At 59.4% G+C, this 22,175-nt stretch carries 23 protein-coding genes (1 of these 23 running past the window's edge); 10 read left to right on the plus strand and 13 right to left on the minus strand.

The features are described 5' to 3' along the window. Together ACEN8Z_RS00035 and ACEN8Z_RS00040 are read left to right on the plus strand one after the other, a co-directional pair. Positions 1-1,075, plus strand: the 3' portion of a protein-coding gene (locus ACEN8Z_RS00035; RefSeq protein ID WP_495596398.1) for a peptidoglycan DD-metalloendopeptidase family protein. Its footprint begins 344 nt before the window's first position; 1,075 of the gene's 1,419 nt are visible here — the last part of the coding sequence; the start codon falls outside the window, past its left edge; the stop codon is at positions 1,073-1,075. 3 nt (positions 1,076-1,078) lie between these two features. Further along, positions 1,079-2,170 carry an anhydro-N-acetylmuramic acid kinase gene (locus ACEN8Z_RS00040; RefSeq protein ID WP_495596399.1) on the plus strand — a complete coding sequence of 364 codons (1,092 nt, stop codon included), beginning with the start codon at positions 1,079-1,081 and terminating at the stop codon, positions 2,168-2,170. 68 nt (positions 2,171-2,238) lie between these two features. Here ACEN8Z_RS00040 and erpA read toward each other — a convergent pair whose 3' ends face one another. Then, positions 2,239-2,589: an iron-sulfur cluster insertion protein ErpA gene (gene erpA, locus ACEN8Z_RS00045; RefSeq protein WP_007906865.1), complete on the minus strand. Its 351-nt coding sequence runs from the start codon at positions 2,587-2,589 to the stop codon at positions 2,239-2,241. 167 nt (positions 2,590-2,756) lie between these two features. Further along, positions 2,757-3,791 (minus strand): N-acetyl-gamma-glutamyl-phosphate reductase, encoded by a 1,035-nt coding sequence (gene argC, locus ACEN8Z_RS00050; RefSeq protein ID WP_007980174.1) that lies wholly within the window; start codon positions 3,789-3,791, stop codon positions 2,757-2,759. 135 nt (positions 3,792-3,926) lie between these two features. On the opposite strand from argC, the gene hemJ reads away from it, so the two are divergent. The 6 genes from hemJ to coq7 all read left to right on the plus strand — a co-directional run bounded on the left by hemJ (position 3,927) and on the right by coq7 (position 8,484). Further along, a complete protein-coding gene (hemJ, locus tag ACEN8Z_RS00055; RefSeq protein ID WP_007994924.1) occupies positions 3,927-4,358 on the plus strand; it encodes a protoporphyrinogen oxidase HemJ in 432 nt (143 codons plus the stop codon). Between the two features lie 33 nt (positions 4,359-4,391). Beyond that, entirely contained in the window at positions 4,392-5,360 is a 969-nt protein-coding gene (locus tag ACEN8Z_RS00060; RefSeq protein ID WP_007994927.1) for an NAD(P)H-dependent flavin oxidoreductase, read from the plus strand. 92 nt (positions 5,361-5,452) lie between these two features. Then, complete coding sequence (locus ACEN8Z_RS00065) at positions 5,453-6,418, plus strand: DUF805 domain-containing protein (protein ID WP_495596400.1); 966 nt, start codon at positions 5,453-5,455, stop codon at positions 6,416-6,418. Positions 6,419-6,479: 61 nt separating this feature from the next. After that, positions 6,480-7,268 (plus strand): SDR family NAD(P)-dependent oxidoreductase, encoded by a 789-nt coding sequence (locus ACEN8Z_RS00070; protein WP_033052053.1) that lies wholly within the window; start codon positions 6,480-6,482, stop codon positions 7,266-7,268. An 80-nt stretch (positions 7,269-7,348) separates the two neighbouring features. Further along, on the plus strand, positions 7,349-7,687 hold the full coding sequence (locus ACEN8Z_RS00075) for a histidine triad nucleotide-binding protein (protein WP_007986008.1): 339 nt from the start codon (positions 7,349-7,351) through the stop codon (positions 7,685-7,687). A 149-nt stretch (positions 7,688-7,836) separates the two neighbouring features. Next, the gene (coq7, locus tag ACEN8Z_RS00080) at positions 7,837-8,484 is read left to right on the plus strand and encodes a 2-polyprenyl-3-methyl-6-methoxy-1,4-benzoquinone monooxygenase (RefSeq protein ID WP_495596401.1); all 648 of its coding nucleotides are present in this window, start codon (positions 7,837-7,839) and stop codon (positions 8,482-8,484) included. A gap of 179 nt (positions 8,485-8,663) precedes the next feature. On the opposite strand, the gene speD is transcribed toward coq7, so the two are convergent. Both speD and ACEN8Z_RS00090 read right to left on the minus strand, forming a co-directional pair. Next, positions 8,664-9,455, minus strand: coding sequence for an adenosylmethionine decarboxylase (gene speD, locus ACEN8Z_RS00085; RefSeq protein WP_007986012.1), 792 nt, complete (start codon positions 9,453-9,455; stop codon positions 8,664-8,666). Positions 9,456-9,694: 239 nt separating this feature from the next. Next, the gene (locus ACEN8Z_RS00090; RefSeq protein ID WP_495596402.1) at positions 9,695-10,117 is read right to left on the minus strand and encodes an OsmC family protein; all 423 of its coding nucleotides are present in this window, start codon (positions 10,115-10,117) and stop codon (positions 9,695-9,697) included. 229 nt (positions 10,118-10,346) lie between these two features. Between ACEN8Z_RS00090 and crp the strand changes: the two genes are divergently transcribed. Next, a complete protein-coding gene (gene crp, locus ACEN8Z_RS00095; protein ID WP_495596403.1) occupies positions 10,347-10,991 on the plus strand; it encodes a cAMP-activated global transcriptional regulator CRP in 645 nt (214 codons plus the stop codon). 10 nt (positions 10,992-11,001) lie between these two features. On the opposite strand, the gene ACEN8Z_RS00100 is transcribed toward crp, so the two are convergent. The 4 genes from ACEN8Z_RS00100 to ACEN8Z_RS00115 all read right to left on the minus strand — a co-directional run bounded on the left by ACEN8Z_RS00100 (position 11,002) and on the right by ACEN8Z_RS00115 (position 14,334). After that, positions 11,002-11,703 (minus strand): lipoate--protein ligase family protein, encoded by a 702-nt coding sequence (locus tag ACEN8Z_RS00100; protein ID WP_495596404.1) that lies wholly within the window; start codon positions 11,701-11,703, stop codon positions 11,002-11,004. Between the two features lie 145 nt (positions 11,704-11,848). Then, entirely contained in the window at positions 11,849-12,685 is an 837-nt protein-coding gene (gene trpC, locus ACEN8Z_RS00105) for an indole-3-glycerol phosphate synthase TrpC (RefSeq protein WP_007986019.1), read from the minus strand. After that, positions 12,682-13,731: an anthranilate phosphoribosyltransferase gene (gene trpD, locus ACEN8Z_RS00110; RefSeq protein WP_108231610.1), complete on the minus strand. Its 1,050-nt coding sequence runs from the start codon at positions 13,729-13,731 to the stop codon at positions 12,682-12,684. The genes trpC and trpD overlap by 4 nt, the downstream gene beginning before the upstream one ends. 9 nt (positions 13,732-13,740) lie before the next feature. After that, positions 13,741-14,334, minus strand: a complete 594-nt coding sequence (locus tag ACEN8Z_RS00115; RefSeq protein ID WP_007980194.1) for an aminodeoxychorismate/anthranilate synthase component II — start codon at positions 14,332-14,334, stop codon at positions 13,741-13,743. Between the two features lie 407 nt (positions 14,335-14,741). Here ACEN8Z_RS00115 and estP point away from each other — a divergent pair, with 407 nt between their 5' ends. Beyond that, complete coding sequence (estP, locus tag ACEN8Z_RS00120; protein WP_495596405.1) at positions 14,742-16,652, plus strand: esterase EstP; 1,911 nt, start codon at positions 14,742-14,744, stop codon at positions 16,650-16,652. A 169-nt stretch (positions 16,653-16,821) separates the two neighbouring features. Here estP and trpE read toward each other — a convergent pair whose 3' ends face one another. From trpE to ACEN8Z_RS00145, 5 genes are all read right to left on the minus strand, one after another. Next, positions 16,822-18,303 (minus strand): anthranilate synthase component I, encoded by a 1,482-nt coding sequence (gene trpE / locus ACEN8Z_RS00125; RefSeq protein WP_495596406.1) that lies wholly within the window; start codon positions 18,301-18,303, stop codon positions 16,822-16,824. 69 nt (positions 18,304-18,372) lie between these two features. After that, positions 18,373-19,191 (minus strand): phosphoglycolate phosphatase, encoded by an 819-nt coding sequence (locus ACEN8Z_RS00130; protein ID WP_495596407.1) that lies wholly within the window; start codon positions 19,189-19,191, stop codon positions 18,373-18,375. After that, positions 19,188-19,862 carry a ribulose-phosphate 3-epimerase gene (gene rpe / locus ACEN8Z_RS00135; RefSeq protein ID WP_495596408.1) on the minus strand — a complete coding sequence of 225 codons (675 nt, stop codon included), beginning with the start codon at positions 19,860-19,862 and terminating at the stop codon, positions 19,188-19,190. Before rpe ends, ACEN8Z_RS00130 begins: the two co-directional genes overlap by 4 nt. Positions 19,863-19,977: 115 nt before the next feature. After that, entirely contained in the window at positions 19,978-21,126 is a 1,149-nt protein-coding gene (locus ACEN8Z_RS00140) for an iron-containing alcohol dehydrogenase (RefSeq protein WP_495596409.1), read from the minus strand. A gap of 214 nt (positions 21,127-21,340) precedes the next feature. After that, positions 21,341-22,165 carry an ABC transporter permease gene (locus ACEN8Z_RS00145; protein ID WP_008017428.1) on the minus strand — a complete coding sequence of 275 codons (825 nt, stop codon included), beginning with the start codon at positions 22,163-22,165 and terminating at the stop codon, positions 21,341-21,343. Positions 22,166-22,175: the final 10 nt, after the last annotated feature.

Consider the following 22,175-nt stretch of genomic DNA (forward strand, 5'->3'; position numbering starts at 1 on the left):
GGGCGATACCCTCTCCACGCTGTTCGAGAAAGTCGGGCTTCCAGCCACTTCAGTGCATGAAATACTGGCCAGCGACAAGCAGGCAAAGCAATTCAGCCAGCTCAAGCATGGGCAAAAACTTGAATTCGAACTGAGCCCTGACGGCCAGTTGACCAACTTGCACAGCAAGCTCAACGACATCGAAAGCATCAGCCTGACCAAGAACGACAAGGGCTACACGTTCAACCGCATTACCGCAAAACCGACCGTGCGCTCCGCTTACGTTCATGGCGTGATCAACAGCTCGCTGTCGCAATCCGCGGCCCGTGCTGGCCTGTCTCACAGCCTGACCATGGACATGGCCAGTGTGTTTGGCTACGACGTCGACTTCGCCCAGGATATTCGCCAGGGTGACGAGTTCGACGTGATCTACGAGCAAAAGGTGGTCAACGGCAAGGCCGTCGGCAATGGCCCGATCCTGTCGGCGCGCTTCACCAACCGCGGCAAGACCTACACCGCCGTGCGCTACACCAACAAACAAGGCAACAGCAGCTACTACACCGCTGACGGCAACAGCATGCGCAAGGCGTTCATCCGCACACCGGTGGACTTCGCCCGCATCAGCTCGAAATTTTCCATGGGCCGCAAACACCCGATCCTGAACAAGATCCGCGCCCACAAAGGCGTCGACTACGCAGCACCGCGTGGCACGCCGATCAAGGCTGCCGGTGATGGCAAGGTGTTGCTGGCCGGCCGTCGTGGCGGCTACGGCAATACTGTGATCCTCCAGCACGGCAATACCTACACCACGCTCTACGGCCACATGCAAGGCTTCGCCAAAGGCGTGAAGACTGGCGGCACAGTGAAACAGGGCCAGGTGATTGGCTATATCGGCACCACTGGCCTCTCCACCGGGCCGCACCTGCACTACGAGTTCCAGGTCAATGGTGTGCACGTCGATCCGCTGGGCCAGAAACTGCCAATGGCCGATCCGATTGCCAAGGCAGAACGCACACGCTTCCTCGCCCAAAGCCAGCCACTGATGGCGCGCATGGAACAGGAAAAAGCCACTCTGCTGGCTTCGAGCAAGCGCTAAGCCATGGCGCTCTATATAGGTGTGATGTCCGGAACCAGCCTTGATGGCCTGGACATCGCACTGATCGAGCAAACCCCGGCGATCAGACTGATCGCCTCCCACTACATCCCGATGCCCGATACCCTGCGCGCCGAGCTGCTCGGCTTGTGCGCCAGCGGCCCGGACGAAATCGCCCGCTCCGCCATCGCCCAGCAGAACTGGGTGAAACTGGCAGCCCAAGGGATTCACACCCTTCTGGTTCAACAGCAACTGAAACCTGACGACATTCGTGCAATTGGCAGCCATGGCCAGACCATCCGCCATGAACCGGCACGCGGCTTCACTGTGCAGATCGGCAACCCGGCCCTGCTGACGGAGCTGACCGGTATCACCGTGGTCAGCGACTTCCGCAGCCGCGATGTCGCTGCCGGCGGACAAGGCGCACCACTGGTTCCCGCCTTTCACGAAGCCTTGTTTGAAGAACGGATCGGTAATCGCGCCGTGCTGAACGTTGGCGGCTTCAGCAATCTCAGCCTGATCGAGCCTGGCAAGCCGGTAGCAGGTTTCGACTGTGGCCCGGGCAATGTGCTGCTGGACGCCTGGATTCATCAGCAACGCGGCGACCACTTTGACCGTGACGGCCAATGGGCTGCCAGTGGCAACGTTCAACCGGTGCTGTTGAATGCGCTGCTCAGTGATCCGTTCTTTGTGACCAAAGGCCCGAAGAGTACCGGCCGGGAGGTGTTCAACCTGCCATGGCTGACACAGCATCTGGCACAACTGCCAGCCTTCGCCGCCGAAGATGTTCAGGCGACGTTGCTTGAGTTGACCGCGCTGACCATCATCGAATCACTGCAAAGCGCCCAGGCAGGCACGCAGGAGCTGCTGGTCTGCGGCGGCGGCGCCCACAACACTGCTTTGATGAACCGTTTGGCCAGCCTGCTGCCAAATGCAAGCGTCAGCAGCACCGCCACCTACGGTGTAGACCCCGACTGGGTCGAAGCCATGGCCTTCGCGTGGCTGGCTCATTGTTGCCTCGAAGGCATTGCAGCCAACCGTCCGAGCGTTACCGGTGCCCGCGGTTTGCGCGTACTCGGCGCCATCTACCCCGCATAAATCCTCCGCACAGCAAAACGCCGCAAGACCCTGAGGCCATGCGGCGTTCTGTGAAACAGGTGCGCTGATCAGATCGAGAACGAAGAACCGCAGCCACAGGTGGTGGTCGCATTCGGGTTCTTGATGACGAAACGCGAACCTTCCAGACCTTCCTGGTAGTCCACTTCGGCACCTGCCAGGTACTGGAAGCTCATTGGATCGACCACCAGACTCACACCTTCGCGCTCGACGATGGTGTCGTCATCGGCCACTTCTTCATCGAAGGTGAAACCGTACTGAAAACCTGAACAACCGCCGCCCGTAACGAATACGCGCAGCTTCAAGCGATCATTCCCCTCTTCATCGACCAGGCTCTTCACCTTGTGCGCGGCACCGTGGGTGAATTGCAAAGCCGTGGGGGTGAAGGATTCGACGCTCATGCTGACTATCTCCCGGCGTTACGCCGTCATATTGCGTGATGACGCGCATTATCCGCTTCTCCTAGAAAAGCGGTCAACTATTGTTATGGTATATCAACCAATCCAATCGCCAGCCCGGAATGCAAAAAGGCCCGTTAGACGGGCCTTTTTGCTGTGCGCGATAAGCCTTACGGCAACATGCCGGCGTGGGAAAGACCCAGACGCTCATCCAGCCCGAACAGGATATTCATGTTCTGCACTGCCTGGCCCGAAGCACCTTTGACCAGGTTATCGATCACCGACAACACCACCACAAGATCACCATCCTGCGGACGATGCACCGCGATACGGCAAACGTTGGCACCGCGTACGCTGCGAGTTTCAGGGTGGCTACCGGCCGGCATCACATCGACGAATGGCTCATTGGCATAGCGCTTTTCAAACAGCGCCTGCAGGTCCACCGAGCGATCAACGACAGTTGCGTACAGCGTGGAGTGAATGCCACGAATCATCGGCGTCAGATGCGGAACGAAGGTCAGGCCAACGTCCTTGCCTGCTGCACGACGCAGCCCCTGGCGAATCTCCGGCAGGTGACGGTGACCTTTGACGGCATAGGCCTTCATGCTTTCCGACGTCTCGGAGTACAGCGAGCCTACGGAAGCACCACGACCGGCACCGCTGACGCCGGATTTGCAGTCAGCGATCAGATGCGCAGCATCGGCCAGGCCGGCTTCGAGCAATGGCAGGAAGCCTAATTGCGTTGCAGTCGGGTAGCAGCCCGGCACGGCAATCAGACGCGCTTTCTTGATCTGCTCGCGATTGACTTCCGGCAGACCGTAGACTGCTTCGTCCAGCAGTTCCGGCGCGCCGTGCGGCTGGCCGTACCATTTGGCCCATTCATCCGCGTCTTGCAGGCGGAAGTCGGCCGACAGGTCGATGACCTTGGTCCCGGCCGCCAGCAATTCGCCCGCCAATGCATGGGCAACTCCGTGCGGCGTGGCGAAAAACACCACATCGCAAGCGCCCAGGGTCTTGATGTCCGGAACGCTGAACGCCAGGCCGTCGTAGTGGCCTCGCAGGTTCGGGTACATGTCGGCCACGGCCAGGCCAGCCTCGGATCGGGAAGTGATGACCACCACTTCAGCTTGCGGATGTTGCGCCAACAGACGCAGCAGTTCGACACCGGTGTAACCCGTGCCGCCGACGATACCGACCTTGACCATAAACCTGCCCTCAACGAACCCACTGGAAAGCCGTCGATAATAGGGCGCGCAGGCGCCTGCGACAACCGGCAAGGTGACGTGCGGAGCGTCAAGCCTCTACTATTCTGGCTACCGTGAATTGGGGAATAACTAAAAATGCTTTATCTGTGGCTCAAAGCGCTTCACATCATCAGCGTCGTCTGCTGGTTTGCCGGCCTGTTCTACCTGCCGCGACTGTTCGTCTATCACGCCCAAAGCGAGGACACCGTCAGCAAGGAACGCTTCAGCATCATGGAGCGCAAGCTGTACCGCGGCATCATGGGCCCGGCAATGATCGCGACACTGATCTTCGGCGGCTGGTTGATCAGCCTCAACCCCGGCGCCTACTTCACTCAGGGGGGCTGGATGCATGCCAAGTTGACGCTGGTGGTGCTTCTGATCGGCTACCACCACATGTGCGGCGCGCAGGTAAAACGTTTTGCCCGTGGCGAAAACACCCGCAGCCATGTCTTTTATCGCTGGTTCAATGAGGTTCCGGTTCTGATATTGCTGGCAATCGTAATTCTGGTCGTCGTTCGGCCGTTCTAAATCCAACAGGTACAACTCACCGGGGTACTTCCAATGTCGCTGCCCGCTCTGCTCGAACAATGTTTGCGTCTGCCCGTGGTGGCAGCGCCGATGTTCCTGATTTCCAATCCGCAATTGGTGCTCGCCTGCTGTCGCCAGGGCGTGGTCGGCAGCTTCCCGGCGCTGAATCAGCGCGAAAGCAGCGGCTTCAGGGCCTGGCTGGAAGAAATCGAAGCCGGGCTGGCGACACTGGAAAACCCCGCGCCTTATGCCGTGAACCTGATCGTCCATAACAGTAATCCACGTTTACAGGCGGATCTGCAGATCTGCGTCGAACACAAAGTACCGATTGTGATCACCAGCCTCGGCGCCGTGAAAGAACTGGTCGATGCTGTCCACAGCTATGGCGGCCTGGTATTCCATGACGTGACGACCCGTCGCCACGCCGAGAAAGCCGCCGAAGCAGGTGTGGATGGTCTGATCGCCGTGGCCGCCGGCGCCGGTGGACACGCCGGGACCTGGAGCCCGTTCTCGCTGATTGCCGAAATCCGCCAGTTCTTCGACAAGACCCTGTTGCTGGCCGGCTGCTTGAACCATGGCCACGAAATTCTTGCCGCGCAATTGCTCGGTGCGGATTTGGCCTACTTTGGCACGCGTTTTATCGGTACCACCGAAAGCCACGCGCCTGACGCCTACAAAGAAATGCTGCTGACATCCAAAGCAGCAGACATCATCCATACTCCAGCCGTTTCAGGTGTCCCCGCGAGCTTCATGCGCCAGAGCCTGGAGGCCGCCGGTTTCGACATGGCCGCCTTGCAAGGCAAGGGCGAGATCAACTTCGGCTCCAAGCTCAAACCCGTGAGCGATGAGGCCAAAGCCTGGAAAACCGTTTGGTCTGCTGGCCAGGGCGTGGGAGAAATCGAGGATTTGCCGAGTGTCGAGCAGTTGATTGCTCGTCTCGACGCGGAGTACCGCACGGCCCTGGAGCACGCCGCCCGGTTGACCAAACGCTGGCCACGCTGACAGCAAACCTTGGCCAGTCTTGCCCGGCTGGCCTTACACTCGCCGGACACAACATTCTTCTTTCAACCTCTCGCGACAAGGATGCTTCGCACATGGGCGAAAATCACTTCAAGATCGTATTCGAGGGCGCCTTGCTGCCCGGTGTCGACATCACCACGGCAAAGCTCAATCTTGCCGAGTTGTTCAAAAGCGATGTCACGGCCATTGAGCGCCTGTTCACCGGGCGTCCGGTAGCACTCAAACGCAACCTGTCGCAAGCCGATGCCCAGACCTATCTCCAGGCGCTGAGCAAAACCGGTATCGACGCCCGCATAGAAGCCGAAACGCCGATCGAGCTGAACCTCGCCGACGTTCATGACCATACCTCGGCCAGCAGCCAGGCGTCTTTTGCAGATCCGCAGTCCCCTTACGCGCCGCCTCGCGCGCCGGTCGGCGAAGTCGCGGCGGAATTCGCCACGCTCAAGCCATTCAGCTTCGATGGCCGTATCGGCCGTTTGCGTTACCTCGCCTGGACGCTGGTGCTTTCAACTGTACTCCTGGCCGTTTGCGGGGTGTTTGCCTTGGTAGCTCTGGCTCTCATCGGCGCGGATTCGACCGCGGGCCTGATATTGGGCAGCTTGCTGGCCTTGATCCTGTTCGTCGGATTTGTATTCGTCAGCATCCAGATCACTGTTCAACGCTTGCACGATGTCGGCTGGTCCGGCTGGCTGTGGCTGCTTAACCTGGTGCCGTTCGTTGGCAGTTTCTTTCCGTTAGTGATCATGGTTGTGCCGGGCAACGACACCGCCAACCGCTACGGCCCGCCGCCTCCGCCGAACAGTACCGCGGTCAAGGTATTGTCTTCGCTGTGGCTGATCGTTATCGCGCTGGTTCTGTTCGGCTCGATGGCCGGCGGTCTCACGGCGATACGGGAAGAATACAAAAGCGCCGCCCAGAGCAGCTACGAAAGCAGTTCGGTCACCACCGATGAAATCGACGTCGAGGTCGCACCGGTGCCAAATTCCGTCGATGATGCAGCCGAAGAGGTCCAGCCCCCTGTAGACTCTGCGAAAGAATGAACAGCGCTCCTGGCCCGTGACACCTGCGTCGCGGCGCGGAGCTGTTGCGATGGAGAACTGCATGACCCGTTACGCTCTGATCACTGGTGCCTCCAGCGGCATCGGCTTGGCAATGGCCGAGGCGCTGGCCCGGCGCGGCCGCAGCCTGATTCTGGTGGCCCGACAACGTGATCAGCTGGAAAGTATTGCAATTGAACTGACCCAAAGGTTCGGCGTGGAAGTGTTGTTCCGCGCCTGTGACCTTGGCGAGCCACTGCGCCTGTCCGGATTCCTGCTGGAGCTGGAAGAAGGCGACCGGCAGATCGATCTGCTGGTCAACTGCGCCGGTATCGGTACATGCGGCCCGTTTCTGGCCCAGGACTGGATGACCGAGCAAGACCTGATCGAAGTGAACATCCTCGCCCTCACCCGCCTGTGTCACGCCATCGGCAACAGCATGGCCCTGCAAGGCGGTGGGCAGATTCTGAATGTGGCCTCGGTGGCGGCGTTTCAACCAGGACCATGGATGAGCACCTATTACGCCAGCAAGGCATATGTGCTGCACTTTTCCGAAGGGTTGCGCGTCGAGCTGAAAAAGTGTGCGATCAGGGTTTCGGTGCTCTGCCCCGGGCCGACCCGCACGGCGTTTTTCCGTACTGCGCAACTCAACAACGACAAACTGGCCAACAGCAAACTGCTGATGAGCCCTGAGGAAGTGGCGCTCTACACCGTGCGCGCACTGGAAAAGAATCAAGCGATCATCATTCCGGGACGGCGCAACCGCTGGTTCGCCTTCCTGCCAAGACTCGGCTCGCGCTGGTTGACTCGCACCATTGCCGGCATGGTCAACAAGGCCTACTGTCCGCGCTGATCCAACTCAAGGTAAAAGGCTGGGCGCCGGCATGAGCCATGAGTACACTCAGCCCAGCCCAAACAACGGAGAAAACAGCTGTGGATACTCTGTTCACCAAGATCATCAACCGGGAAATCCCGGCGAAGATCATTTACGAGGACGACCAGGTACTGGCCTTCCACGACATTGCCCCACAGGCACCGGTACATTTTCTGGTGGTACCGAAGAAACCGGTTCGCACCTTGAATGACCTGACCGAGGACGACAAGGCATTGGCCGGGCACATTCTGTTCACCGCCCAGCGCCTGGCACTGGAACTGGGCTGCGAAAAAGGCTTCCGCGTCGTCATGAACTGCAATGAAGAAGGCGGGCAAACCGTCTACCACATTCATATGCACGTACTGGGTCAACGCCAGATGCACTGGCCGCCGGGCTGATTACTGCCTCCCCCTTGTGGGATCGCCGCACCGCCGCTCCCACAAGGGCATCACAACACTGTCACAGCCTCTGCCTCACAATGACCCAGCGCAAACCTTCCCCGGCCGTTTGGGTTAAACTGGCCGCCGAAATTCCCCCGGAGGTCAGCATGACTACCCAACGTCACTACTCGCCAATTGACCGACTTCTGCTGCAAGCCGATGCCGCGATGCGCACCCTGCTGCCCTTCAGCGGCCAGCCGTACCGTCCGTCGCCGGCCATCGTGCAGCCGGATGCGAAAATGAGCGACGAAGACACGCGCCACGTTGCCGGCCTGATGCGCATCAACCATACCGGCGAAGTCTGCGCCCAGGCGCTGTACCAAGGGCAGGCGCTGACTGCCAAACTGCCGCAAGTGCGTGCCGCGATGGAGCATGCCGCCGAAGAAGAAATCGATCACCTGGTCTGGTGCGAACAACGCATCCAGCAACTGGGTAGCCACACCAGCATCCTCAATCCGCTGTTTTATGGCATGTCGTTCGGGATTGGCGCAGTGGCCGGCCTGATCAGCGATAAAGTCAGCCTGGGATTCGTGGCGGCAACGGAAGACCAGGTGTGCAAACACCTGAACGAACATCTGGAGCAATTGCCGGCCGAGGATGAAAAATCCCGGGCGATTCTTGAGCAGATGCGCATCGATGAAAAACAGCATGCCGAAAGTGCGCTGGATGCTGGCGGGTTCCGGTTTCCGGCACCGGTGAAGTTCGGGATGAGTCTGATGGCCAAGGTGATGACCAAGAGTACTTATCGGATCTGACCTCTCGATTGCCTGACAGGACTTCATCGCGAGCAAGCTCGCTCCCACAATGGTTCGGTGTGCGGCAGCCCAATTTGGGAGCGAGCTTGCTCGCGAACAGCATCACTCGACCTCCCTGACTGACAGCAATAAAAAAGGCGACTACCGCAAGGGAGTCGCCTTTTTTGTGTTCGAGAGCCTTACGCCATATTGCGCGCGTAGAAGATTTCGAGCATTTCGTGTTTCACCCGCTCCGTCACCTGGGCTCGTTGCTCAGAGGACAGGTTGCTGGTGGCGTCGCCGAACAGGTAGTTGTCCAGTTCGAAGTTCTTCAGCAGCATCTTGGTGTGGAACAGGTTTTCCTGGTACACGTTCACGTCGGTCATCTGGTACGCGTCGTAAGTGTCATCGGAAAGGTAGTTCTGGATCGAATTGATCTCATGGTCGATGAAGTGCTTTTTGCCTTCAACGTCACGGGTGAAGCCGCGCACACGGTAGTCCACGGTCACGATGTCCGAATCGAACTGGTGAATCAGGAAGTTGAGCGCTTTGAGCGGTGAAATGACCCCGCAAGTCGACACGTCGATGTCCACACGGAAGGTTGCAATACCGCTGACCGGATGGATTTCCGGGTAGGTGTGCACCGTGATGTGGCTCTTGTCGAGGTGGGCCAGAATGATTTCGGGCAGCGGGCCCGGGGACTCTTCGATCTGACTGTCGGTCGGGGTTACCGGCTCTTCGGAGATCAGGATCGTGACGCTGGCGCCCTGCGGCTCATAGTCCTGACTGGCAATGTTCAGGATGTTGGCACCAATGATATCGACAACTTCCGTGAGGATCTGCGTCAGGCGTTTCGCGTTGTACTCTTTATTGATGTACTCGACGTAAGCCTGCTGGTCCTGCGGGGTTTCCGCGTAGCAGATGTCATAGATGTTGAAGCTCAAGGTCTTTGTCAGGTTATTGAACCCGTGGAGCTTGAGTTTGCTTTTCACCGTTAAAAACTCTCTATGTGTTTGCGGCCCGGCCGCGTGATCAAGCATGCCCGTCAGATGCGAACAACGCACCTGCGTAGGACGGTTAACACCTCTTCGCGATGGCGATTTTGGTTGTCTGTTCGGGTGCGAGGCCTGTCGGCTGACAAGCCACTACCCTGAAAAAAGTGGCGCATTATGCAGACGTCAGCTTGGGTTCGCCAGAGTCTGCACTGCTTTTATGATAGTTGAATGTCGACTCAACCGAGCTCAATGATCTCGTAGTCGTGGGTGATTGCCACGCCTGCCGCGCCGAGCATGATCGACGCCGAGCAATATTTCTCGGCAGACAGTTCGATGGCGCGCTTGACCTGCGCTTCTTTCAGCCCGCGGCCCTTGACCACGAAGTGCATGTGGATCCTGGTGAAAACCTTTGGATCTTCGGCCGCACGCTCGGCTTCAAGGAAAGCTTCACAGCTTTCGACCGCCTGGCGGGACTTCTTGAGGATGCTGACCACATCGAAATTGCTGCAACCGCCGACACCCAGCAGCAGCATTTCCATCGGCCGGACACCCAGGTTACGTCCGCCGGCATCAGGCGGACCGTCCATGACCACGACATGACCGCTACCGGATTCGCCGAGGAACATGGCTTCGCCAGCCCATTGGATGCGTGCCTTCATCGCCAAGACTCCACTGTATAAAAAAGGGTCGCCAGCTTAGCACAGGCCCCGTGATTGAAAGCGTCCGGCGTCCTAGGACATATCCCACGGCCTTGTAGGTAAATGCTCGAATATTGCAGGAAGTGTCTGTTAAGCTGGCGCCAATTCAATGGCGCATGGCCAGCTTTTCCCAGCGTTCGCTATTCATAAAAAAACCAGACACACCGTGCTGTCTTTTCGGGATACAACCATGGTTGCGATTGCCCCCAACCCCAAGATCAAGAACCTCGACAAGCTGTTGATGCATTGCCAGCGCCGCCGCTATCAGGCCAAGAGCAACATCATTTGCGCCGGAGACCGCTCGGAAACGCTGTTCTTCATCATCAAAGGCTCAGTCACCATCCTGATCGAAGATGACGATGGCCGGGAAATGATCATTTCCTACCTGAACACCGGGGACTTTTTCGGCGAGCTGGGCCTGTTTGAGCAGGCCGGCCTGGAACAGGAGCGCAGCGCCTGGGTGCGGGCCAAGGTTGAATGCGAAGTCGCGGAAATCAGCTACGCAAAATTTCGCGAGTTGTCGCTGCTGGATCCGGACATTCTTTACGTACTCAGCGGACAAATCGCACAGCGCCTGCGCAACACTACGCGCAAGGTCGGTGACCTGGCATTCTTCGATGTGACCGGTCGAGTCGCCCGCTGCCTGCTGGAGCTGTGTAAACAGCCAGACGCCATGACTCACCCCGATGGCATGCAAATCAAGGTGACCCGTCAGGAAATCGGGCGGATTGTCGGTTGCTCCCGGGAGATGGTCGGTCGCGTGCTCAAGGATCTGGAAGAACGCAACCTGGTGGACGTCAAAGGCAAGACCATGGTGGTCTTCGGTACGCGATAAGCTCGAAAACCTAGCCGCTGAACATCTGTGACAGCATCCGCCGATAGAGTTCGTCGAGGCGCGCCAGTGCATAGGGTGCCGTGAACTTCTCATGCAACGCGATGTGGCTTTCGGCGCGTACTCGTTGTTCCAGGCCGCAAGCTTCGTTGAAGCGATTGACCGCGGCGACCATTGACTCTCGGTCGTTATCCATCAGCATCGCACCGTGCACCAGCCCCACCGGACGCTGCCCACCCTGACTCTGGCGCCAGCGCTGGGCGGTGCCAACCATCTTGCGACCATCAAGATTGACGTTGAAGCGTCCATCACAGAATGCACCGTCGATTTCGCCAAGGGACGACGAACCACCCAATTCATCCAGCAACTGGCAGATGGGGTCGCACAGGCGCCGGTAACCGGTTTCGATGCGGTTCAAATCACCTTCGCTGCGTGGTGGCGCGTAAACCAGGGCGATGTTGATCGTTGTGGCGGATTGTGGAACCGGCTCGCCGCCAGTATCGCGCAACAACACGGGCCACCCCGCCGCCGCCGACACGTCACATGCAGCCTCGAATCCGGGCAAGCGATTCAAACGGCGCGGCATGACCAGCGCCTGATCGCTCGGCTGCCAGAACAGCAGACCGAACTCCGAGTCGCCGGCGCAGACCGAGGCCAGCAGATCCTGTTCGGCTTGCAGGCCGGCTTCGATGGTCAGGGAAACAGGTGAGGTCATAAGGTCTTCCATAGAACGGTCAGTCTGTGGGGCATCTTATGCCGCCATCGCGAGCAAGCTCGCTCCCACAATGGATCTCATGGGGTAGCAGGCTCCTTGTGGGAGCGAGCTTGCTCGCGATGGGGTCGACTCGGTCTGCGAGTAGTCAGTCGAGGGTCGAGCCGCTGACGGGAACGCCGCGCTCGGGGAAGAACAGACGCTGCAACTCGGTACCCGGGCTCTCGGCGCGCATGAACGCTTCGCCGACCAGAAACGCGTAGACGTCGCTGATTTCCATCAGTTCGACATCGGCGCGGTTGAGAATGCCGCTCTCGGTGATGACCAGACGATCACGCGGAATACGCGGCAACAGATCGAGGGTGGTTTCCAGGCTGACATCGAAGGTGTGCAGGTTGCGGTTGTTCACGCCAACCAGCGGAGTGTCGAGGGTTTTCAGGGCCCGCTCCAGCTCATCGCCATCGTGGACTTCCACCAGCACGTCAAGGTTCACGCTTTTGGCCACGGCCGCCAGTTCGGCCATTTTCACGTCGTCCAGTGCGGAAACGATCAACAGCACGCAATCGGCACCCAGGGCCCGGGCTTCGACGATCTGATACGGATCGATCATGAAGTCCTTGCGGATCACCGGCAACTGGCACGCCGCACGGGCCTGCTGCAGATAGGCATCGGCGCCCTGGAAGTAATCGATATCGGTAAGTACCGACAGGCATGTCGCGCCGCCCTTCTCGTAGCTTCTGGCGATGTCGGCGGGAATGAAATTCTCGCGGATCACGCCTTTGCTCGGCGAAGCTTTCTTGATTTCGGCAATGACGGCCGGTTGCTTCAGCTTGGCCTGAGCCAGCAAGGCCTTGGCAAAACCACGGGGTGCATCGGCCGTCTTGGCCAGACTTTCCAGCTCGGCGAGGCTGACACGAGCGCTACGCTCGGCAACTTCCTCGACCTTGCGCGCCAGAATGTTTTCCAGAACCGTCGGTACACTCATCCTTCATTCTCCACTTTGAATACCGCGGTAAATGCACCCAGCTCCTCAAGCTTTTCTCGAGCGAGGCCGGTGTGCAGCGCATCGTGTGCCAAGGCAACGCCTTCTTTCAGGCTGCTGGCATGGTCGGCCGCATACAGTGCGGCACCGGCATTGAGCATGATCATCTCGGCCGCTTTCTGACCGTTCTCGGTCTTGCGCTTGCCCAGGGCATCGCGAATCAGTTCCAGGGACGCCGCCGGGCTATCCACCGCCAGGCCATGCAGACTCTGGCTTTTCATGCCCAGGTCTTCCGGCTCGACCCAATATTCGGTGATCTGGCCATCCTTCAGCTCAGCGACAAACGTCGGTGCTGCCAGGCTGAACTCATCCAGGCCATCCTTCGAATGCACCACCAGCACATGCTTGCTGCCCAGGCGCTGCAACACTTCGGCCAGCGGCCGGCACAAGGCCTGGGTGAACACGCCCACCACCTGATGCTTCACACCGGCCGGATTCGTAAGCGGGCCGAGCATGTTGAACAAGGTCCGCAGACCCAGCTCGCGGCGCGGGCTTGCAGCGTATTTCATCGCAGAGTGATGGGTCTGGGCAAACATGAAACCAATACCAACGTTGTCAATGCAACGCGCCACCTGCACCGGGGTCAGGTTCAGGTAGATGCCGGCCGCCTCCAGCAGGTCGGCACTGCCGCTCTTGCCCGAGACTGCACGGTTGCCATGCTTGGCCACGGTGCAACCGGCAGCGGAAACGACGAACGCAGCAGCGGTCGACACGTTGAAGATATTGGCACCGTCGCCGCCGGTGCCGACCACATCGACCACACCGTCGAGGGTCTTGAGTTCGACCTTGTCCGCCAGTTCGCGCATCACCGACACCGCACCGACGATTTCGTCGATGCTTTCACTCTTCATGCGCATGGCCATCATGAACGCGCCAATCTGCGCGTCCGAGCATTGCCCGGTCATGATTTCGCGCATGACATCGCGCATTTCATCGGTGCTGAGGTCGAGGTGATCAACGATACGGCTCAGGGCGGTCTTGATATTCATGAAAAGTCCTTAGCGCGTGCCGCCGGTTTGTTTGAGGAAGTTGGCGAACAGTTCGTGGCCCTGCTCGGTGAGGATCGATTCCGGGTGAAACTGCACGCCCTCGATGTTCAGGGTCTTGTGACGCAGGCCCATGATTTCATCGACCGAACCGTCTTCGAGCTGGGTCCAGGCGGTCAGTTCGAGGCAATCGGGCAGGGTTTCGCGCTTGACGATCAATGAATGATAGCGCGTGACCGTCAGCGGACGATTCAGGCCTGCGAATACACCCTTGTCCTCGTGAAATACCGGGCTAGTCTTACCGTGCATCACTTGGCGGGCGCGCACCACATCGCCGCCAAAGGCCTGGCCGATGGATTGGTGGCCAAGGCAGACGCCAAGAATCGGTAGTTTGCCAGCGAAATGCTTGATCGCTTCGATCGAGATGCCGGCTTCAGTCGGGGTGCAAGGACCGGGGGACACAACGATACGCTCAGGGTTGAGGGCTTCGATTTCAGCGATGGTCAGTTCATCGTTGCGCACGACTTTGACCTGGGAGCCGAGTTCGCCCAGGTACTGCACAACGTTGTAGGTAAAGGAGTCGTAGTTATCGATCATCAGTAACATGGCGTTAAGAACCTCTTGAATTCACTGACTTTAAAGATGGCCTTCGAATGATTACCCGCAGAGCGCTGCGCTTTGTCAGGTGCTGGAGTAGCGCCAGCAAAGCGGCATTTCAAACAGGTAAAGAAGGCAAAGCGGTACAGGTCCGGCGTAGCCGGCAAAAGAATTCAGGCGCGCCAACGCCAGCGGGCGTGTGCCTTGATGACTTGATCCAGGAGTTTACTGATGATCAACACGGGGAAGGTCTCGTTCGTACGTCCCGGCACAGTAACTTAGCTGGGCAGAGCGTGCAATATCGCCGGGGCCACTGCCCGCGAAACTATCAAAGGCTTCGCGACAGATGGCAAAAGGCCGAAAGTTTTTGGTACTGTCGTTTCGTTCACTACAACAATAAATAAACGGACTTGCTCATGATCAAACAGTCGTTGTTTGTACCCCTCGCAGGATGCTTGCTCGCGATGGCATGCGCCCAGGCGAACGCCGCACCCAATCCTTATACAAATTTCGTGGTTTTCGGGGACAGCCTCAACGACGCCGGGACCTTTGCCGACACCGGCGGGCCTGTCGGGGCGACGAAGCGCTTTACCAACCGGACGGGGCCGGTGTATCTGGATGGCAGCGGCGAAGTCCGCTCGCTCAACTCCACGCAGATACTGGGTGGGAAACTGGGGTTTTCGGCGGACCAGACCGCGTCATCCAATTCGGCCGTGCGCGCCAGCAACGGCCAGCCCGATGGTAACAACTGGGCCGTCGGAGGTTACCGCACCGACCAGATCCTGGAGTCGATCGCCACCACCTCCGACACCGGCGAGCGCGTCCGGGCGGGTTATCTGCCATCGAACAACTTCCGTGCCGACCCGAATGCGCTGTTCTACCTGTCTGGCGGCGGCAACGACTTCCTCCAGGGGCGTGTCACCAGCCTGCCCCAAGCCAGCGCCGCTGCCGATCGACTGGCCGACAGCGTACAAACGCTGCAATCGGCCGGTGCCCGATACGTCATGGTCTGGTTGCTGCCCGATATCGGCTTTACCCCGGCGTTCAACGGCACCCCGCTGCAAGCGTTCACGTCCCAACTCAGCACCCAGTTCAATACTGAACTGGTAAGCCGACTGCAGAACATCAATGCAGAAATCATCCCGCTCAACATTCCAGTACTGCTCAAAGAGACGTTTGCCAACCCGGCACAGTTTGGCCTGGCCACCGACCAGAACCTCATCGCCACCTGCTTCAGCGGCAGCGGTTGCACCGAGAATGCCCGCTACGGCATCAACAGCGCCACGCCGGACCCGACCAAGCTGATCTACAACGACTCCGTGCACCCCACAGAAGCCGGGCAGCGCCTGATTGCCGACTACGCGCATTCCCTGTTGGCCGCGCCGTGGGAGCTGACCTTGCTGCCGGAAATGGCTCAAGGCACCCTGCGCGCGCATCAGGATGAATTGCACAATCAGTGGCTGGCCGATTGGGAAAACTGGCAAGGCGTTGGCCAATGGCGAGCCATTGTTGCCGGCGGCGGACAGCATCAGGACTTTGACGGTCAGGACAGCGCGGTCAGTGCCGACGGCAACGGTGCCAACCTGAACATCGGCGGCAGCTACCGTCTCGACGATGCCTGGCGTGTCGGTCTGGTGGCCGGCTTCTATAACCAGAAACTCGAAGCCGGCAGCAACGACTCCGACTACAAGCTCAACACTTACCTGGGCACGGCATTCGCCCAGTATCAGCAAAACCGTGTGTGGGCTGACGCGGCGTTAACGGCCGGGCATCTGGATTACGACAGCCTCAAGCGTAAGTTCCAGCTGGGCGTCAACGAGCGCGGCGAAAAAGGCGATACCAGTGGCTACGTCGAGGCCTTCAGTGCTCGCCTGGGTTACGACATTGCGCAACAAGCCAGCAGCCCTTGGCACCTGTCGCCGTTTGTCAGTGCCGATTTCGCCAAGGTGAAAGTCGACGGTTACTCTGAGGACGGCAACGATTCCACGGCACTGACCTTCGCCGATCAGGAGCGGATTTCCCGGCGCCTGGGCGCTGGGCTGCAGGGCAAATACCAGATCACCCCGCAAACCCAGGTGTTCGGCGAAGCGGCAATCGAGCGTGAGTACAACGACGATACCCAGGACGTGAGCATCAACCTCAACAGCCTGCCGAACAACCAGTTCACGCTGCAAGGCTACACCCCGCAAAGTCACCTGCAACGTGTGAACCTGGGCGTGAGCCACAACCTCACCCGGGATCTGGCATTGCGCGCCAGCTACAACATTCGCAAGGACGACGACTTCACCCAACAAGGCATCAACGTAGGTGTTGCGCTGGACTTTTGATGTACCGACAATAAAAAACGCGGCGCCCTCACAGGCGCCGCGTTTTTTTATGGTGGTGTAACCCTTGTGGGAGCGAGCTTGCTCGCGATTGCGGTGGGTCAGACAACATCAATGTGGCAGTAATGGCCCCATCGCGAGCAAGCTCGCTCCCACAGGGCTTTGCTTGAAGTCAGGTGTTCGGGGTTTGTTCGGCCAGGGCAACGGCGCGGAACATTGCACGGCGCTTGTTCAGGGTTTCTTCCCACTCCAGCGCTGGCACCGAGTCGGCGACGATGCCGCCACCGGCCTGCACGTGCAGTTCGCCGTTCTTGATCACCGCCGTGCGGATCGCAATGGCGGTGTCCATGTTGCCGTTCCAGGCGAAGTAACCGACCGCACCGCCATAGACGCCACGCTTGACCGGCTCCAGTTCGTCGATGATCTCCATCGCGCGAATCTTCGGCGCACCGGACAAGGTGCCCGCCGGCAGAATCGCCCGCAGCGCATCCATGGCCGTCAGCCCGGCTTTCAGTTGCCCGGTAACGTTGGACACGATGTGCATCACGTTGGAATAACGCTCAATGACCATTTTCTCGGTGAGCTTCACCGAACCGATTTCCGATACACGACCGGTGTCGTTACGGCCCAGATCGATAAGCATCAAGTGCTCGGCAATTTCCTTGTCATCCGACAGCAGGTCTTTTTCCAGTGCCAGATCGGCCTCTTCGTTGGCCCCCCGCGGACGGGTACCGGCAATCGGGCGCACGGTAATCAGGTTGTCTTCGACCCGCACCAGCACTTCCGGCGAACTGCCGACGACATGGAAGTCGCCGAAGTTGAAGAAGTACATGTAAGGCGTCGGGTTAAAGCAGCGTAGCGCGCGATACAGATCGATCGGCGCCGCCTTGAAGTCGATTGACATGCGCTGGGACGGCACGACCTGCATGCAGTCACCGGCCAGGATGTATTCCTTGATGGTGTCGACGGCTTTTTCGTAATCGTCCTGGGTAAAGCTGGAGCGGAACACCGGGTCAGCAGACTGTTGCTTGCTGAAGTCCAGGCCACGGCGTGGGGTGATTGGCTGACGGAGTTTTTCCAGCAGCTCTTCCAGGCGTACCTGGCCTTGCTCGAAGGCGTCGTCCCGGGACGGATCGGCCAGCACGATGGCGTGCATCTTGCCAGCGAGATTGTCGAATACCACCACGGCGTCGGAGACCATCAGCAAGATGTCTGGCACGCCCAGCGGATCCGGGTTCGGGCATTTGCCCAGACGCTTCTCGACATAACGCACGCAGTCGTAACCGAAGTAACCCACCAGGCCGCCGTTGAAGCGCGGCAGGCCGGCGATGGTTGGCACGTTGTAGCGGGCCTTGAAGGTTTCGACGAAGGCCAGCGGGTCTTCCACGTCGTGGCTTTCGGTCTCGACGCCGTCGACGGTCACGCTGACGTGATGGTCGTGAACCCGCAGCACGGTGCGGCACGGCAGGCCGATGATCGAGTAACGGCCCCACTTCTCGCCGCCCTGTACGGACTCCAGCAAGTAGGAATTGGGCTCGTCAGCCAGTTTCAGGTAGATCGACAGCGGCGTGTCGAAGTCGGCCAGGGTTTCGCAGGCAAGCGGAATACGGTTGTAGCCGGCAGCGGCCAAACGCAGGAATTCTTCGCGGATCATGAGGTGCCTCGTGGCTTGAGGGTCGAACAGTCAGGTATGCAAACGCGCCGGAAACCGGCCAGGATCAAGTCAGGCGCGCCAACGCCAGCGGGCCAGGGCCTTGATGACTTTCATCCAGAGTTTGCGAGTGACCACCACGATGGCGTTTCCAGAAGGGGGTTTGACAGCGTCGGCCAACGTTATCTCAGCGGCCTGATCCAGGCAACCGGGAATTAGCTTGCGCAGGTCGTCGATCACCAGCGCGGGCGATTCTTCCGCGATTGGCCGACCGTGGTTATAGCCGTAGCTCAGGGCCACGCACTTGACCCCCGCTGCTTTCGCCGCCAGCACATCGCTGCGCGAATCGCCGACAAACAACGACTGCGAAGCCGGAATATTGGCCATTTTCATCACGAAAAACAGCGCGGCCGGGTCCGGTTTTTTCTGTGGCAGGGTGTCGCCGCCGATGATCCAGCGGAAATAGCGGCCGATCTTCATCTGATCCAGCAGCGGCGCGACGAAACGCTCCGGTTTGTTGGTGATCAGCGCCATCTCGACACCCTGTTTTTGCAGCCATTTCAGGGTATCGCGCACGCCGGGGTAAACCACGGTCAACTCATGGCCGGCCTCATAAAAGCCGTTGAACAACTCCAGAGCATATTCGGCTTCGACATCATCGACACCTTCTTCGTCGATATGGTTGGCCAGCGCCCGGCGAACCAGCATGTGCACACCGTTGCCGACCCACTCGCGCACCGATTCGATGCCGGCGGGTTTACGCCCGAGCTTGAGCAGCATGTTATCCACAGCCGCCGCAAGGTCGGGGACCGAATCGATCAACGTGCCGTCCAGATCGAACATCACCAGCCGCGGCAGTTGCCCCGGGAACAACTGCTCAAAACCGCTCATGGGCGAGCCAGCGCCAGTTCGGAACGCATCTTGTCGATGACTTCCTGATAGTTCGGCGCATTGAAGATGGCCGAGCCGGCGACGAAGGTGTCGGCACCGGCCGCTGCGATTTCGCAGATGTTGTTCACGTTCACGCCGCCGTCGATTTCCAGGCGAATGTCACGGCCAGAAGCATCGATCAAAGCCCGTGCTTCTCGCAGTTTGTCGAGGGTGCTGGGGATGAACTTCTGCCCGCCGAACCCTGGATTGACGCTCATCAGCAGGATCATGTCGACCTTGTCCATCACGTGCTTGAGCACATCCAGCGGGGTCGCCGGGTTGAACACCAGGCCCGACTTGCAGCCGCCTTCGCGGATCAGTTGCAGTGAACGATCGACATGCTGGGTGGCTTCCGGGTGGAAGGTAATGTAGGTCGCGCCGGCTTCAATGAAGTCGCCAACGATGCGGTCCACCGGGCTGACCATCAAATGTGCGTCGATCGGCGCGGTAACGCCGTACTTGCGCAGCGCCGAGCAGACCATCGGGCCGACGGTCAGGTTCGGTACATAGTGGTTGTCCATGACATCGAAGTGCACGAAGTCGGCGCCGGCGGCCAGGACGTTGTCCACTTCTTCACCCAGGCGGGCGAAGTCGGCGGAGAGAATCGACGGAGCAATTACGAAGGGCTGCATGACGCACCTTTTCTGAGCAGAATCACGATGGCGCGCATTGTATACCTCATGCTTTGACGCGCGCACCGTGAGCGCGATGATTGGACCTTGCCATCATCCCTGATCAGAGAAGGCCCTAGTACGCCGCGCGATAGATCTTTTCGATATCGACGGCACTCAACTTGCGCGGATTGTTGCGCATCAAGCGCTCGATCCCCGCCGCTTCCGCGGCCATGGACGGGATGACGTCCTCGGGAACACCGAAACTGCGCAGGCCCAGGGGAATTTCTACGGCTGCACACAGCTCGGTCATGGCGTGCACGGCTTTGTCGGCCGCATCGTTGGCACTCAAATGTGCAGTCTTCACGCCCATGGCCTCGGCGATATCCTGCATGCGTTCGATGCAGGCCATCTTGTTCCAGGTCATGACATAGGGCAGTAACAAGGCGTTGCTGACGCCATGGGCAATGTTGAAGCGCCCACCCAGCGGATACGCCAACGCATGCACTGCGCCGACCCCGGCATTGCCGAACGCCATGCCGGCCATCAGGCTGGCGGTGGCCATGTCTTCCCGGGCTTGCAGGTTCGACGGATTCGCGTAGGCCTTTGGCAATGCCCTGGCGATCAACTTGATGGCGCCGATGGCCAGGGCATCGGTAATCGGCGAGGCATTGACCGACAGATAGGACTCGATGGCATGCACCAGCGCATCGACGCCACTGGCCGCCGTGACGCTGCGCGGACAGGTCAGGGTCATTTGCGGACTGACCAGCGCCACGTCCGGCAACAGGTAGTCGCTGACGATGCCCTTCTTCAGTTGCGCGACCTTGTCGGAAAGGATGGCGACGTTGGTCACTTCCGAGCCAGTGCCGGCCGTGGTCGGGATGGCGATCAGCGGCGGGCCTTTGCGCGGCACCTGATCGATACCGAACAAGTCCTCCAGCGCCCCGTGGTAACCGGCATAGGCTGCAACGCTTTTGGCGATGTCGATGGCACTGCCGCCACCCAGGCCGATCAATCCGTCATGCCCGCCTTCGCGATACACCTGCATGCAATCTTCGACGATGGCGATTTCCGGATCCGGCAGTACCCGGTCGAAGATCTCGTAGCTGCGTTCGCCCAACTGCGCGAGGGCCAACTCTACCGTGCCGGACTTGACCAGGGCGGCGTCGGTGACGATCAGCGGGTTGTCGATGTCCAGGCGCGTCAGCTCGGCAGACAGTTGCTCGATGGCACCTGCGCCGGTGATCAGTTTGTGAGCGATTTTGAAAGAGGAAATACTCATGTGCGCAGCCTCTTATAGGTAGGGGAGCTGGGCACAATAGTAGCTGGGGATTTGGGGTTGGCTGGTATTCAGGCGGTGAATGAACTAATGGTCCACTGGAACCCCCTGTGGGAGCGGGCTTGCTCGCGAAGGCGGTGTGTCGTTCAGCTTTTATATCAGCTGACACTCCGCTTTCGCGAGCAAGCCCGCTCCCACATTTTTACCGGGTTCGGCGTCAGACCTGCGCGGTACGCAGTTTCTCGCTACGCCCACGCAGCCATTCCAGGGTCAGCAGCAGGATCACCGAGAAGGCAATCAGCAGTGTCGCGGCGGCGGCGATGGTCGGGCTGAGGTTTTCGCGGATGCCGCTGAACATCTGCCGTGGCAGGGTCGCTTGTTCAGGACCGGCGAGGAACAGCGTCACCACCACCTCATCGAACGATGTCGCGAAGGCAAACAGCGCCCCGGATATCACGCCCGGTGCAATCAGTGGCAAGGTCACCCGGCGGAAAGTGGTCAGCGGCGAAGCGCCCAGGCTCGCAGCGGCCCGCACCAGGTTGTGGTTGAACCCCTGCAACGTCGCCGACACGGTAATGATCACAAACGGCACACCGAGCACGGCATGCACGACGATCAAAGAGGTATAGCTGTTGCCAAATCCCAGTGGAGCGAAGGTCAGGTAACTGGCCACACCAATGATCACCACCGGCACCACCATCGGCGAAATCACTAGCGCCATCACCAACGCCTTGCCCGGGAAGTCGCCCCGAGTCAGGCCGATCGCCGCCAGCGTACCGAAGATCATCGCCAACACGGTGGCTGCCGGGGCCACGATCATGCTGTTCTTCAACGAACGCATCCATTCCGCCGAGGCAAAGAAATCCTGGTACCAGTGCAGCGAGAAGCCTTGCAGCGGATAAACCAGAAAACTCCCGGAGTTGAACGACAGTGGAATGATCACCAGTACCGGCAGGATCAGGAACAACAGAATCAAGCCGCAGAGAATCCGCAAGCTGTAGAACCACACCCGTTCGATGGGCGACATATAAGGACTCAGCATTTCGTTCTCC

The organism is Pseudomonas sp. Pseusp10, assembly GCF_059492225.1.

Bases quoted from the DNA above. Each gene is read 5' to 3' on its own strand.
- trpE (WP_495596406.1), bottom strand. From the start codon at position 18,303: ATGATCCGCGAAGAATTCCTGCGTTTGGCCGCTGCCGGCTACAACCGT.
- trpC (WP_007986019.1), bottom strand. From the start codon at position 12,685: ATGAGTGTACCGACGGTTCTGGAAAACATTCTGGCGCGCAAGGTCGAG.
- coq7 (WP_495596401.1), top strand. From the start codon at position 7,837: ATGACTACCCAACGTCACTACTCGCCAATTGACCGACTTCTGCTGCAA.
- ACEN8Z_RS00065 (WP_495596400.1), top strand. From the start codon at position 5,453: ATGGGCGAAAATCACTTCAAGATCGTATTCGAGGGCGCCTTGCTGCCC.
- hemJ (WP_007994924.1), top strand. From the start codon at position 3,927: ATGCTTTATCTGTGGCTCAAAGCGCTTCACATCATCAGCGTCGTCTGC.
- crp (WP_495596403.1), top strand. From the start codon at position 10,347: ATGGTTGCGATTGCCCCCAACCCCAAGATCAAGAACCTCGACAAGCTG.
- argC (WP_007980174.1), bottom strand. From the start codon at position 3,791: ATGGTCAAGGTCGGTATCGTCGGCGGCACGGGTTACACCGGTGTCGAA.
- erpA (WP_007906865.1), bottom strand. From the start codon at position 2,589: ATGAGCGTCGAATCCTTCACCCCCACGGCTTTGCAATTCACCCACGGT.
- trpD (WP_108231610.1), bottom strand. From the start codon at position 13,731: ATGAATATCAAGACCGCCCTGAGCCGTATCGTTGATCACCTCGACCTC.
- ACEN8Z_RS00115 (WP_007980194.1), bottom strand. From the start codon at position 14,334: ATGTTACTGATGATCGATAACTACGACTCCTTTACCTACAACGTTGTG.
- ACEN8Z_RS00070 (WP_033052053.1), top strand. From the start codon at position 6,480: ATGACCCGTTACGCTCTGATCACTGGTGCCTCCAGCGGCATCGGCTTG.
- ACEN8Z_RS00140 (WP_495596409.1), bottom strand. From the start codon at position 21,126: ATGAGTATTTCCTCTTTCAAAATCGCTCACAAACTGATCACCGGCGCA.
- ACEN8Z_RS00130 (WP_495596407.1), bottom strand. From the start codon at position 19,191: ATGAGCGGTTTTGAGCAGTTGTTCCCGGGGCAACTGCCGCGGCTGGTG.
- rpe (WP_495596408.1), bottom strand. From the start codon at position 19,862: ATGCAGCCCTTCGTAATTGCTCCGTCGATTCTCTCCGCCGACTTCGCC.
- ACEN8Z_RS00145 (WP_008017428.1), bottom strand. From the start codon at position 22,165: ATGCTGAGTCCTTATATGTCGCCCATCGAACGGGTGTGGTTCTACAGC.
- ACEN8Z_RS00100 (WP_495596404.1), bottom strand. From the start codon at position 11,703: ATGACCTCACCTGTTTCCCTGACCATCGAAGCCGGCCTGCAAGCCGAA.
- estP (WP_495596405.1), top strand. From the start codon at position 14,742: ATGATCAAACAGTCGTTGTTTGTACCCCTCGCAGGATGCTTGCTCGCG.
- ACEN8Z_RS00090 (WP_495596402.1), bottom strand. From the start codon at position 10,117: ATGAAGGCACGCATCCAATGGGCTGGCGAAGCCATGTTCCTCGGCGAA.
- ACEN8Z_RS00060 (WP_007994927.1), top strand. From the start codon at position 4,392: ATGTCGCTGCCCGCTCTGCTCGAACAATGTTTGCGTCTGCCCGTGGTG.
- ACEN8Z_RS00040 (WP_495596399.1), top strand. From the start codon at position 1,079: ATGGCGCTCTATATAGGTGTGATGTCCGGAACCAGCCTTGATGGCCTG.